At 60.4% G+C, this 13,077-nt stretch carries 11 protein-coding genes; 6 read left to right on the plus strand and 5 right to left on the minus strand.

The annotated features are described in order from the left end of the window. The first annotated feature begins 64 nt into the window (after nt 1-64). Nucleotides 65-1,432 (plus strand): glutamine synthetase family protein, encoded by a 1,368-nt coding sequence (locus tag AD670_RS04560; RefSeq protein ID WP_053128686.1) that lies wholly within the window; start codon nt 65-67, stop codon nt 1,430-1,432. A 266-nt stretch (nt 1,433-1,698) separates the two neighbouring features. Here the strand turns inward: AD670_RS04560 and AD670_RS04565 are convergent, their stop codons facing one another. Next, nucleotides 1,699-2,865 (minus strand): catalase family protein, encoded by a 1,167-nt coding sequence (locus tag AD670_RS04565; RefSeq protein ID WP_053128687.1) that lies wholly within the window; start codon nt 2,863-2,865, stop codon nt 1,699-1,701. Then, nucleotides 2,862-4,670, minus strand: a complete 1,809-nt coding sequence (locus AD670_RS04570; protein WP_053128689.1) for a di-heme-cytochrome C peroxidase — start codon at nt 4,668-4,670, stop codon at nt 2,862-2,864. Before AD670_RS04570 ends, AD670_RS04565 begins: the two co-directional genes overlap by 4 nt. A gap of 258 nt (nt 4,671-4,928) precedes the next feature. Between AD670_RS04570 and AD670_RS04575 the strand changes: the two genes are divergently transcribed. From AD670_RS04575 to AD670_RS04590, 4 genes are all read left to right on the plus strand, one after another. After that, nucleotides 4,929-5,660: an FKBP-type peptidyl-prolyl cis-trans isomerase gene (locus AD670_RS04575; RefSeq protein WP_053128690.1), complete on the plus strand. Its 732-nt coding sequence runs from the start codon at nt 4,929-4,931 to the stop codon at nt 5,658-5,660. 342 nt (nt 5,661-6,002) lie between these two features. Beyond that, a complete protein-coding gene (locus AD670_RS04580) occupies nt 6,003-6,458 on the plus strand; it encodes a YkvA family protein (protein ID WP_053128692.1) in 456 nt (151 codons plus the stop codon). A gap of 96 nt (nt 6,459-6,554) precedes the next feature. Beyond that, a complete protein-coding gene (locus AD670_RS04585; protein ID WP_053128694.1) occupies nt 6,555-6,893 on the plus strand; it encodes a helix-turn-helix transcriptional regulator in 339 nt (112 codons plus the stop codon). Then, a complete protein-coding gene (locus AD670_RS04590) occupies nt 6,890-7,261 on the plus strand; it encodes a hypothetical protein (protein WP_005786715.1) in 372 nt (123 codons plus the stop codon). Before AD670_RS04585 ends, AD670_RS04590 begins: the two co-directional genes overlap by 4 nt. On the opposite strand, the gene AD670_RS04595 is transcribed toward AD670_RS04590, so the two are convergent. Beyond that, the gene (locus AD670_RS04595; RefSeq protein ID WP_053128750.1) at nt 7,258-9,027 is read right to left on the minus strand and encodes a bifunctional diguanylate cyclase/phosphodiesterase; all 1,770 of its coding nucleotides are present in this window, start codon (nt 9,025-9,027) and stop codon (nt 7,258-7,260) included. The two genes, AD670_RS04590 and AD670_RS04595, sit on opposite strands and share 4 nt — an antisense overlap. 118 nt (nt 9,028-9,145) lie before the next feature. Further along, entirely contained in the window at nt 9,146-11,227 is a 2,082-nt protein-coding gene (locus tag AD670_RS04600) for a carboxy terminal-processing peptidase (RefSeq protein ID WP_172681443.1), read from the minus strand. 138 nt (nt 11,228-11,365) lie between these two features. Here AD670_RS04600 and AD670_RS04605 point away from each other — a divergent pair, with 138 nt between their 5' ends. Further along, a complete protein-coding gene (locus tag AD670_RS04605) occupies nt 11,366-12,328 on the plus strand; it encodes a zinc-binding dehydrogenase (RefSeq protein ID WP_053128698.1) in 963 nt (320 codons plus the stop codon). Nucleotides 12,329-12,409: 81 nt separating this feature from the next. On the opposite strand, the gene AD670_RS04610 is transcribed toward AD670_RS04605, so the two are convergent. Next, nucleotides 12,410-13,063 (minus strand): HAD family phosphatase, encoded by a 654-nt coding sequence (locus tag AD670_RS04610; protein WP_053128700.1) that lies wholly within the window; start codon nt 13,061-13,063, stop codon nt 12,410-12,412. Nucleotides 13,064-13,077 lie beyond the last annotated feature (14 nt).

The following is a 13,077-nucleotide window of genomic DNA, read 5'->3' on the forward strand; positions in this document are numbered from 1 at the left end:
CGTCTGAAAACGCCATTGTTCTTAAATACTGCCAGTCGCTTGAATAAGCGCTAAGAGGTTTGACATGCAATTTGCGGATAAAAAAGAGGCCGTAGATTATCTGGCCGCCCACCCTGATGTGCTGAGCATCGAGTTGTTCCTTATCGACGCGAATGGCGTTCCACGGGGCAAACTGTTGCATCGCGACGAACTGCTGGCGATCTACGAAAATGGTCGGCCACTGCCAAGTTCCATTCTCGCCTTGACCGTGCAGGGTGAAGACGTAGAAGACACAGGCTTGGTCTGGGATGTGGCTGACGCCGATTGTTGGACATACCCCTTGGCGGGAAGCCTGACCTTGCAACCCTGGCGCACCAACCCCACCGGTCAAGTGCAGGTGAGCATGCACCCGACCCAAGGGATTCCCGCCGCACCGGCGGACCCGCGCCACGTACTGGTGAACACCATCGAGCGGCTGAAAGCCGATGGATTCCATCCGGTCATGGCCGTTGAGTTGGAGTTCTACCTGCTGGACCGACAACGCGACGTCAACGGTCGGCCGCAGCCGGCGTTGCAGACCAATGGCGTACGGCCTGTTGCTCCACAGGTCTATGGCGTATACGAGCTGGAGCAGCTGCAACCGTTTCTTGATGACCTCTACGCGGCGTGCGCGCTGCAGGGGTTGCCGGTACGTACGGCGATATCCGAGTACGCGCCAGGCCAGGTCGAGTTGACGCTGGAGCATCGTTTCGACGCACTCCAGGCCATTGATGAAGGCGTACGTTACAAACGCCTGGTCAAGGGGGTGGCCAACAAACATGGGCTGCAAGCGTGCTTCATGGCCAAGCCTTTCAGCGATCAGGCCGGCAGCGGTATGCACCTGCACGTCAGCCTGGCCGACGAGCACGGGAATAACCTGTATGCGAGCGAAGACCCACAGGGTACGCCACTGTTGCGGCACTCCATCGGCGGGATGATGGAGACCTTGTTTGACTCGCTGGCGATATTTTGCCCCCATGCCAATTCATATCGACGCTTCCAGACCGGTAGTTACGCGCCGCTGGCTAAAAGTTGGGGCGTCAACAACCGTACGGTGTCGTTCCGCGTGCCCGGCGGCCCTGCCATCAGTCGGCACATCGAACACCGCATTTGCGGTGCCGATGCCAACCCCTATCTCGCCGCTGCCGCGTTACTGGCGGGTATTCACCACGGCATCACTCATCAAAGCGATCCCGGCGCGGCGATTGTGGGGAATGGCTATGAGCAGGCGACCGATTTTCTACCCACCGACTGGCTGACAGCGTTGCACGCACTGCAACGCTCAACCTGGGCACGTGAGGCGCTGGGCGCTGAATTCCTGAAGGTGTTCCTGGCGATCAAGTGGCGCGAGTTCCGTCAATTCAATGCTGAAGTCGGAGAGCAGGACTGGCGCTGGTACCTCACTCACGCATGAATGTCGACCCGTCAGGACGCCTTGAAACGGACCGCTGAGGCTACCTGACCTTTTTCTTGCGTGGCTGGCGCGTGGCCAAGTGCTCGAAGCAAAAAGAGGCGGTGCCGAACACGGCGATTAGGGTCAGTACGATCATGCCTAGGGTTGAGCTTTCCACGATGGGCGTCCTACGTGATGGAGTAGGCGTCCACGGTAGAGTGACGGCGAAAACGCCTCAATAGACCCGACGCAATCCTTACGACGCCGGGCCCATTGTTACGCACTCTTTACGGGGCGTTGCGGCTGTGACGGTAATCGCTGACCGCTTCGTACACCGCTTTGCGCAAGCGATTGATGCCGCCGATGGGGCGATGCTCGGCGACGCCGAACCACGGGTTGAACGACTGGTTGTCACACGCCAGGTTCTGTTCGGGTGTATCGAAGTCCTGAGCCGGGATTCGCACCTTGGCCACGCTCTCGTAGGGCGCATCGCTTTCTTTCCACTCGATGCTGGTGTCTTCGATCGGCATGAATTTCTGCGGGTTCTGCCGCTGGATCTGCAACACGAAACACGCCGGTACGCGGTCGGTGGACAACTGCTGGCTCAAGGCGCTGCGCAGGAAGTTCGGCAGGTCCTGGTTCTGTTTGGGCAGGACGTATTCCGGGCAGCTCTGCGGGTCTGGCGCCACGCGGAACTTGGCATTCGCCGCGCCGAACTTGTAGGGCGATACCGAGAAATACGTCGTTTGCGTCGGGCTCGCCGGGGCTGGTGCCAGGGTTGCCAGGGCGATAAATAGATGGCGCACCTGCCAGCTGCGCGGGTCGGCCTTGGGAAAGAACGCCAGGACTTTCTTGCCATCCGCTTGGGCGCCGATGTTCTGCGCGTACTCCGCCACATCGCTGACAAAGAAATTCGGGTGGCTGAACATCACGAAGTCCTGTTCCGTGCGGGTCTGCTGGTCGGCCAGCAGTTGTTTGCCCGGCACGTCCAACAGCTTGAGCGCCATGCCCCGGGCATCGCGAATGCTGTCGAACTGCGGATAGGCGTTGCCGTTGGACAACCGCATCATGGCTTGCCAGGTCTTGCCCGGTTCGGCGAACACACCCTGGCGCAATGCCGGGTCGAGATCCGCCAGTACGCTGACTTCGGCCTTCACGCAGCCATGGGCCTTGGCATGGGCATCGCGCAGGTAGCGCGTGCCTTCGCGATGTTGGTCAACGATGCGTACTGCTGTCTGGATGATGCCTTGGGTCATGGCCGCTTCACCTGCGGGGATCTGCTCATTCGGCGACACCGCGCCGCTGTGCTGCCAGGCAAACCACGCGGTGCTCGCCAGCCAGCCAAGCAGGCCCAGGCCCACCAGCCACAGCAGGGTCTTGCCGAGAAACGCGCCGATGCGCAGCCACAGGCGGGCGAGCAGGGAAGGTTGGTCGTATCGAGATCGGATCATCATGGCAGTTGTTGCTCCAGCGGGCCGCCCAGCACTTTGAGGTATTCCAGCAGTGCCCAGCGTTCCTGCGGCTGCAAGCTACGGCCGATGACGCCATTGCCCAGTTTGCCGGCACGGAATTCGTGGCCGCTGTTGTGGTTGCCGGTGAGTTTGGTATCGAACAGGAAGGCATTCTTGAACGCTGCGGTCTCAAAGCCCAGGTGACGCGGATCGTAGTTGAAGGTGCCTTTATAGAAAGTGGTGCTGCGCTCGTCCTGGGGCGACAGCAACTGGTAGATCGTCGGCACCGAGCCGTTGTGCAGGAACGGCGGGGTGGCCCACACGCCGGCCAGCGGGCGGGCCTTGTAGGCGCGCAACTCGCGCACGCCAATGGGCAGGCCGTAGCCATCCAGACGCGGGCGCTCGGCCGGGGTGACGCCGGCGGCGCGGTAGGCGTGGTCTTCGACGAAAGCAGTGACGTAGGCCAGGCCCTTGGCGACGGACATTTTTTTCAGGTCCAGCGGCTCGGTGGGGGTGGGGTGCAGTTCGACATTGAGCTTGGCCAGCTCCGCCGGGTCCCACTGCAGGGCGCTGAGGTCATAACGCTGGTCGGCAATATTGCTGGCGGTGCCGGGATCGGTGCCGATGTATTCCACCGGCAGCATTTTCAACTGCTGCACAGGGCGGCCATTTTCCTGGATGACGGTGGGCACATGGCAGCCAGCGCAGTTCTCGGCAAACAGCGCACGGCCTTGGGCGGCGAGGGGCTTGTCGATGGTGCCGAACAAGTCCTCGGGCCAGGTCGGCGGTTTGAGGCGTTGCAGGGTTTCTTCGATCAGGTTGAGGTCACGCACCCTGACGCTCGACGGGTAGCGCGCATCGCCCTGAAGCGGTTGGCCGGCGGCGTCGAAAAAGCTCAGCGTTGCGCCTACACCGAGGGCTTCACCAATATTGCGCGCCATGGGTTGCTGGGCCGAGCCGTTCCATTGCACCCAGTCGAAGGTCCAGATGTCCCACAACTGCGGGTAGTCCACCGGCGCATTGGCGACGCGGTAGTTGTCCGGCGAAATAGCATCGCCAAAGCTGGCATTGGCGATTCGGCCAAAGGCGTCGGTGCGGCCCGGGCCTTCTTCGGTGGGGTAGAGGCCGCGGTGGGTGTCGTTCCAGGCGACCTTGAGGAACTGGTTCAGCGACTGTTTGAAGTCCTCGCGCAACTGGCTGTGCTCGGCGTCGTAACGGTCGCCCAGCACCTGGCGGGCGAACCGCTCGAATTTCCACGGGTTGTAATAGGTCGCGGCAAGGCTGGCGACCAGGGCCTGGCCGAAGCTGCCACCGCGTAGGGTCGGTACGCTGGAAGGCAGCACGTGCTGGGCCGAACCGCCATCGATGCGCAGGGCCTGGCCCTTGAAGTGCAACTCGCCGGTATGGCAGGCGGCGCAGGTGATATCCAGGTACTCGACGTTGCTGCCGGCGTTTTTATGTCGGGCGAAGCCCACGGGCAGGTTGCCGGGGTTTTGTGCGGTGGGCATCTGTTTGGGATCGACCAGGAACCCGAAGCGCGCCAGGTACTCAGGGGTCGCAAAGCGCTGTTCGGAGAACGGCAGTTCCAGGGCGGTGAACCAGTTGTAGTGCAGGCCTTTTACTTGGGTGCCCTGGGGCGTGAAGTAATAGGTCTGGCGGTCGGCGGCACTCCATTGGTCCTGGTAGTGCACCTGCTCCACGGGCACGTAGTCGGGCAGCTTGGGGTTGACGGTGTAGTACAGCACCACGGCCAGGATCAGGCCCAGCGCGATGAGTATCAGCAGTAAAACACGGGAAAAAATGCGCAAGATGGCTATCCTTGTCTCGGCCTTGTCGAGGGGTCACGCTGTTATGCCACTACGCCACGGGTGCGGCAAGTGGCCATGAGCCTGATGAGAGGCGGTCCCGCGATCCGTCGCGGGCTCCCATAATGAATGAAAATGCTTTTAAACACGTGAACTTATCAGAAGTTTCCTGCTCAGATGCCGGTAGCCATTGGTCGTGGCCGCCTGATAAGCTCGCGACTTTATTCGAATGCCCTTTTGGCGCATGAACAAGGAAATAGCATGAAACAGCATCGGTTGGCGGCGGCGGTGGCCCTGGTTAGCCTGGTACTTGCGGGTTGTGATTCGCAGACCAGCGTAGAGCTGAAAACCCCGGCGCAGAAAGCTTCCTACGGCATCGGCCTGAACATGGGCAAAAGCCTTGCTCAGGAAGGCATGGATGACCTGGACTCCAAAGCGGTAGCCCAGGGCATCGAAGATGCCGTCGGCAAGAAAGAGCAGAAGCTCAAAGACGACGAACTGGTTGAAGCGTTTGCCGCACTGCAAAAACGTGCTGAAGAACGCATGACCAAAATGAGCGAAGAGTCGGCAGCCGCCGGCAAGAAATTCCTCGAAGACAACGCCAAGAAAGACGGCGTAGTCACCACCGCTTCCGGTCTGCAGTACAAGATCACCAAGAAAGCCGACGGCCCACAGCCTAAGCCGACTGACGTGGTGACTGTTCACTACACCGGCAAGCTCACCAATGGCACCACCTTTGACAGCTCCGTGGATCGCGGCAGCCCGATTGACCTGCCGGTCAGCGGCGTGATTCCAGGTTGGGTCGAAGGCCTGCAACTGATGCACGTTGGCGAGAAGGTCGAGCTTTACATCCCGTCCGACCTGGCCTACGGCGCACAGAGCCCGAGCCCGGCAATCCCAGCCAACTCCGTGCTGGTATTCGACCTGGAACTGCTGGCCATCAAGGACCCAGCCAAGGCTGAAGCCCCTGACGCACCTGCCGCCAAGAAGTAATCGGCGCTTGAGCACACAACGCCCCGTCTAGACGGGGCGTTGTTGTTTCTGCGACTTGCGCGGATCCAACGGTGGGTGGCGGCAGGTCCCACCGTCGCGCCTGTGTACATCCAAGCGAACGTCGGCAGCTTGTCACAGTCTGATATAAGACCCGCTGACGGGTAGCCTTACGCAAGCGCCAAGTCAATGAAATCTTGGGTTTTTTTGATGTGCGCAAAAAACGCCCGATCTGACTGAAAGCCTTGTAAACCGTGGCTTTCAGCCGGTAAAACAGGCTCTGTTCACAAGGTTATCCACAATTTGTGTGGATAACCTTTCTGTTTGATGGAACTGGAGTGACAGATGAAACCACCGTTCAATTTCACCCGTTTCCTGCCCATGGCTGCACGCTTGCTGGGCCGTGGACGGTTGCCGACCTTGCTGTTCGCTGTCGCTGCCAAGGGCTCCAGCCAGGGCAACCGCCTGGGCAAGCTCAAGGATGATCTCAAGTTGCTTCAATCCCTGTGCCTGGCCTACTGGCGTGGCGAGTACCGGGCGATCAGCCCCAAGGCGCTGATCTCTGTCGTGGCGGGACTGATGTACTTCCTTAGCCCGATTGACGCGATCCCGGACTTTATCCCGATGTTCGGCATGCTGGACGACATCGCCGTACTGGCGTGGGTCATGAAGACCCTGGAGGGCGAACTGAGCGCCTTTCGCGCCTGGCGTGACGCGCAGCGCCCGGAAAAACTCGCGGTGGTTGAGCGTTTGCCTGCGACCCCGGCCTTGCTGTCCAAGGAAAACCCGCAAAAAAACTGATGACGCGGCTATCCCCCTGCGACCTTTGTGGCTGTTAGGATTACACTCCTAAGGAAAGAGCTTACTAAGTAAGTGCAGTTATCCTACGGGGCGGTCATGGATATTCAGATAATTTCACGCAATGGCGAGCCCGAGTACGCGGTGTTGCCATGGGATCAGTACCAGGCGCTGCTAAAAGCCGCCGGTCAGCAACAGCCTTCACCGACGCCTTCTCCTACTGCCCAAGCCGCGCCTGACCAGGATTTGCGCCCGCTCGCAGACCTGCGCGGCTTGCGTGAAGCCAAGGGCCTGGCGATTGAGGCGTTGGCCCGCACCGTGGGCATCAGCCCCTCGTATCTAGGATTGATCGAAAGTGGTGAACGCCAGCCGGATGCCGCGATCCGCCGCAGCCTGGCCTGGGAATTGGGCGTTGCAGGTTGGAGGGATGAATCTTGAGCCTACGTATCAGTCGTCAACACTGGGATGGGTTACTTAATGAACTGGACCAGGCGCGCCGCCAGCGCCATCTGCTGACTTACCGAGCGCTGCTGGAGCGCCTGCAATTTCCGACGCCGGCGATGCAAACCCTGGCCGCTGCCCTGGAGCACCTGGCGGCGCTGGACGCCAAGGCCGAACAACCGTTGCGCAGCTCCCTGGTGATCAGCCAGGGCGCCAGTCGCCTGCCGCGTACCGGGTTTTTTGAATGCGTGGAGCGCCTGGGGCGTTTCAGCGGGCCGTCCGATGGTGTGGCCGCCGCCTCCTGGCATGCCTCGGAAGTGGTGCGGGTGTTCGAATACGAGTATCCGGAGTCTGCCGAGGCTTAAAGCGTCTGGGGCAACATGTCCATGCTGTCGATCACATGGATGCTGTAGCCCGCCATGTCCTTGGCATGGTGCTTGGCCTGCGAGGCCAATTCCGCCAGTTGGCTGGCATCGAGTTGTCCACAGGCCTGTGGATACAAATGCACCACCCCAATCGACAATGACAGCAACGCAAACTCCTGGCGTACGCCCTGGCGGTTCAGTGCCACAAAGCAGCCAGCGTCGAGGTGCTCGGCGCGGTAGAAGCGCCGGCACTGAGTGTGGAAATCGTCCAGCAACTGGTTGAGCCGCTTGCGCCAATCCTGTGGCCCCAACACCAGCAAAAAGTCATCGCCACCGATATGCCCGACGAAGTCGCGACTGGGGTCGACCCGGTCGTTCAGGCACTGCGCCAGGCACAGCAACACCTCATCCCCACGTCCGTAGCCGTAGATATCGTTGAACGGCTTGAAGCTGTCGATATCCACGTAGCAGATCACTGACTCCCGCTGTTGCTGCAGCAGCCGCGTCAGGCACTGCTGGATCGGCACGTTGCCGGGCAGCAGGGTCAGCGGGTTGGCATAGCGCGCCTGCTGGATTTTCAGTTCGGTGATCAACTTGAGCACATCGATCACCCGGCCCAGGCCCAAGTAGTCGCCATTGAGGGTGATGATGAAGTCTTCTTCGATGCGTTGCCGCGCGCGGCTGGTCAGCAGGCGGCTGACCTGTTGCAGCGACTGGCTCAACTCCACCGCCAGAAAATCCGTACTCATCAGCCGGCTGATGGGCTTGCGTGCAAACAGGTCGGTGGCAAACGGTTTGAGCAGCGCATCCGACAGAGAATGCCGGTGCACGATACCCACCGGGTGGCCGCGCCCGTCCAGCACCGCCAGGGAGTTGAGGTTGGCCTGGCGACGGAACGCCTCCAGCACTTGGGCGGTGGCGGTGTCCTGATCGACCGCCGGTTGCTCGTTGAGCAAGGCGCTGAGGTCGCCGGCTTCTTCGCTGAGGGCCACATTGGCCTGGTCGGGCTTGGGCAGCATTTGGCGCGCTTCCCGTGGTGGCTGTTCCTGCGGACGGCAGAGCAGGTAACCCTGGACCAGGTCGACGCCCATTTCGGTCAATACCGCCAGCTCTTCCGGCAATTCGATGCCCTCGGCAATCACCTGGGCCCGTGAGGCCCTGGCGATTTGCAGGATAGAACCGACAAACTCGCGCTTGAGTGCGTCCTGATGAATACCGTCGATAAAGTGCCGGTCGATCTTCACGTAATCCGGGCGCAGTTCCGACCACAGGCGCAGGCTGGAATAGCCGGCGCCCAAGTCATCCAGGGCAATCGAAAAGCCCATGTTGCGGTAATGGTGCAGGGCGGTTTGCAGCAGGTCGAAATCGTCGGTGGGGGTCTGCTCGGTGAGTTCGATCACCACCTGGCTCGGCGGGATCCCGAAGTCGCGCAGCAATTGCAGGGTGCGGCCCGGTTGATGCGCGGTCTCCATCAAGGATTCCGGCGAGACATTCAGGAACAGCTTTCCCGGCAGCTTTTGCTCGCTGAAGCGTCGGCAGGCGCTTTCGCGACAGGCCATTTCCAGTTCGCTGAGGCGCCCGGCATGGCGGGCCACGGAAAACAGGGCGATGGGGGAGTGCAGCGGGCTGTTGGAGGGGCCGCGGCTGAGGGCTTCGTAGCCGAGGATGCGCCGTTCTGACAGACAGATGATCGGTTGGAACAGACTGTGCAAACTGCCTTGAGCCAGGATAGAGCCCAATGCGTTCAGCTGTTCGGTCATAGTCATGGCGATCTCGATCGAAAAAAAAGGACCGCAGGCGTTACGCCAACGGTCCTTCATTTCACGACAGAATGATGTCTATATGATGACACTCCGAGGAGCGATCACATTAAATCGCCATCATTTACTGCTTGGCCACCTGTTTGGTGATTTTCAGGTAGTCCAGCAGGATCCTGCCTGTCTCGGCCAGGTAAGCGTCGTCTTCCGGCTTGGTTTTATCCGCCTCGGTCGGCAGCGCATCTTCGTCTTCTTTCTTCAGCTCCTTGAGTGGATCTTCACCCTTGGCCTTGCGGCGGATGTTTTCCAGTACGAGTTGCTTGTTTTCGATGTCGCTGTGCTGCGCACGACGGTCCACTTCATTGAGGCTGACGGTTTTTTCTTCCATCAACTTCTTGGCCAGGGCCAGCTTGTCGCGGATGAATACGAACTCGGCATCCTTGGCGGAACGGGTATCGTGGTCAGCCTTCAACTGCGCCAGGAACGGCTTGAACGGGTCCGAGGCCGGCTTGATCGCAGGACGGATGGTGTCCCACGGCATGGCTTCCGGCAGGGCGCTTTCGCCGATTTCCTTGGTGTCGATAACCGACGGGAAATCGATGTCCGGCAGTACGCCCTGGTGCTGGGTGCTCTGCCCGGAAACCCGGTAGAACTTCGCCAGCGTCAGCTTGAGCTCGCCATGGTTCAGTGGCTGGATGGTCTGCACGGTGCCTTTGCCGAAGGTCTGGCCGCCGATAATCAGCGCGCGGTGGTAGTCCTGCATGGCGCCGGCGAAAATCTCCGAAGCCGAGGCTGAGAGGCGGTTGACCAGCAACGCCATCGGGCCTTTGTAGAAGGCACCTGGGTTCTCGTCCTCGAGCACGTCGACACGGCCGTCAGCATTGCGTACCAGCACGGTCGGACCCTTGTCGATAAACAGGCTGGTCAGCTCGGTGGCTTCCTGCAGGGAACCGCCGCCGTTGTTGCGCAGGTCGATGACCACGCCGTCAACTTTTTCCTTCTGCAGCTCGGTAAGGATTTTCTTCACGTCACGGGTGGTGGACTTGTAGTCCGGGTCGCCGGCACGGAAGGCCTTGAAGTCCAGGTAGAAGGCCGGGATTTCAATCACGCCCAGCTTGTAGTCCTTGCCATCCTGCTTGAGGTTGAGGACTTTCTTCTGCACAGCCTGGTCTTCGAGCTTCACCGCTTCACGGGTGATGGACACGATCTTGCTGGTCTGGTCGTTCGGTGCATTGGTGTGCGGAATCACTTCCAGGCGCACCACGCTGCCTTTCGGCCCACGGATCAGCTTGACCACTTCGTCCAAGCGCCAGCCGACTACATCGACCATCTCTTTGTCGGCCTGGGCCACACCGATGATCTTGTCGGCAGGCGCAACCTGTTTGGTCTTGTCTGCCGGACCGGCCGGCACCAGACGCACGATCTTCACTTGGTCATTGTCGCTTTGCAGGACGGCACCGATGCCTTCCAACGACAGACTCATGTTGATATCGAAGTTTTCCGCGTTATCTGGCGACAGATAATTGGTGTGCGGATCGTAGGACATCGCGAAGGTGTTGATGTAGGCCTGGAAGATATCTTCGGCACGGGTCTGGTCCAGACGTGCCAACTGATTCTTGTAGCGCTTGGTCAACAGCTCCTGGATAGCCTTGGGCTCTTTGCCGGCGATCTTCAAGCGCAGCACTTCGTCCTTGACGCGTTTGCGCCACAGGTCGTCGAGGGCCGCGGTGCTGGTCAGCCAAGGCGCGTCCTTGCGGTCCACCAGAAGGGTTTCCTTCTGGGTGAAGTCGAGCTTGTCGACGCCTTTGTCCAATTCACCCAAGGCGAAGTCCAGACGCGCTTTGACGCGGTCCAGGTAACGCTTGTAAATGGTGAAGCCGGGCTGCAGGTCGCCGCTCTTGAGGAAGTCGTCGAACTGCGTCTTCCACTTGTCGAACTCAGCGATATCGCTGGCCAGGAAGTAGCTGCGCGACGGATCCAGCAGCTTGAGATAGCTGTCGTAGATGATCACCGAGCGCGCGTCGTCCAGCGGCGGCTTGCTGTAGTGATGACGCTTGAGCAACTCGACGACGTTAAGGCTGGCAATCACCTCATCGCGGTCCGGCTGAAGGTTGTCCCAGCTGTTGGCTGCGAGCGTATTGGTCGACATCGACGCGAAGCCGATACCAATGAAAAGAGCGAGGGCGGTGCTGGGGAACAGATGCTTCATGCTGATTCGACGCGGGGGCAATTGATAACGCATATTAGGCCGTCTTTGAAGTTGCCGGTTCCATAGGGGCCGGTCGCATAATGCAAAAAGCCCGGCGCTACTGCTACGGGCTCAGTCCAGACTCACTATGGAGGCACTGTGAAAGCATTGCAAGGCGTTGAAGGTCATGTGGAGTGGTTGGACGAACCAAGTCCTACATGTGATGTAGGCCAAGTTCGCATTCGCGTGGCGGCTGCGGGCCTAAATCGCGCCGATTTATTACAGCGTGCCGGGCTCTATCCTCCACCGCCTGGCGCCAGTGCTGTGCTCGGCCTGGAGTGTTCCGGGGTGATCAGCGAAGTGGGCCCAGGCGCGTCCTGGCAAGTGGGCGATCGCGTCTGTGCGCTGCTGGCTGGCGGCGGCATGGCCGAAGAAGTGGTGGTGGATGCACGGCATGTGTTGCCGGTACCGGAAGGTGTGTCGCTGCTCGAAGCGGCGGCGTTGCCGGAGGTGTACAGCACGGCGTGGCTCAACCTGTTCCAGTTGGCGGGCCTCAAGCCGGGTGAAAAAGTCTTGCTGCACGCCGGCGCCAGTGGCGTTGGCTCGGCGGCAATCCAGCTGTGCAAGGCATTTGGCAGCCCTTGCTGGGTCAGCGTCGGCTCGGCGCAGCGCCTGGCCTACTGTGAAGACCTGGGTGCCCAGGGCGGCGTAGTACGTACCGACGGTATCGAAGGCCTGCGGGATTTCGGGCCATTCGATGTGATCCTCGACCCGGTCGGCGGCGATTATGCTGCGCTGGACCTCAAGCTGCTGGCGCTGGACGGTCGCTGGGTGCTGATTGGCTTGATGGGCGGCCGCGAGGCGCAACTGGACCTGGCCCAGGTGCTGGGCAAGCGTATTCAGTTGTTGGGCTCGACCCTGCGCAGCCGTAACGATCAGTTCAAGGCAGACCTGTTCAGCGACCTGAGCCAGCATGTATGGCCGTTGTTCGCCGAAGGGCGTCTGAGCCCGCAATTGGCCAAGACGTTTCCGATCAAGGATGCCGAGGCGGCGTTTGCGGAACTGGCGACCAATCAGATCGCCGGGAAGCTGGTATTGGTCATTGACGAAAGCCTGACCTGATCCCGGATTGGAATTGGGTCAATGTGGGAGTCGCACCGCCCCTCCCACAGTTGATTGGATTTCAAGTCGGGATAGGCGGTGTCAGACCCAGTGGTGGATCGGCCAGCCGGCCTTCTCGGCATGCTCGCGCAATACCGGATCCGGATTCACCACCTGTGGGTGATCGACCTTCAACAGCAACGGCAAGTCATTGCGCGAATCCGAATAGAAGTACGCACCGTCCAGCGTTTCGCCTTCCTGCTCCAACCATTCCAGCAAGCGTGTGATCTTGCCTTCGCGATAGGTCAGTACACCCACGGTATGGCCGCTGTACACGCCATGACTCACTTCCAGTTCAATCCCCAGCACCTCATCAATGCCGATACGCGCCGCAATCGGTTTCACCAGGTGAGTACCCGAGGCGGAAATCACCAGGATCCGGTCGCCATTCGCCCGATGGCGGGCGATGGTCTTGGTGGCGTCGCTGTAGATCAGTGGCTCAATCACGTCCTCGACCCACGGTTCCACCAGGTGATCGATTTCCTCCGGGGTGCGGCCGATCATCGGTTCCAGGCTGAAGTCCATGAAGTCCTCCATGGCCAGCTCGCCCCGGCTGTAGGCGTCCATCAGCTCGTTGTTCCTGCGCATGAACGACTCCGGGTCGACCCAGCCCAGGCGACCCATCTGTTCACTCCAGAGGGTGGCGCAGTCGCCATGGATCAGGGTGTCGTCCAAATCAAAAATTACCAATGCCATCCGTCACGCTCTCT

Source organism: Pseudomonas sp. MIACH (genome assembly GCF_001269925.1).
Taxonomy (GTDB): domain Bacteria; phylum Pseudomonadota; class Gammaproteobacteria; order Pseudomonadales; family Pseudomonadaceae; genus Aquipseudomonas.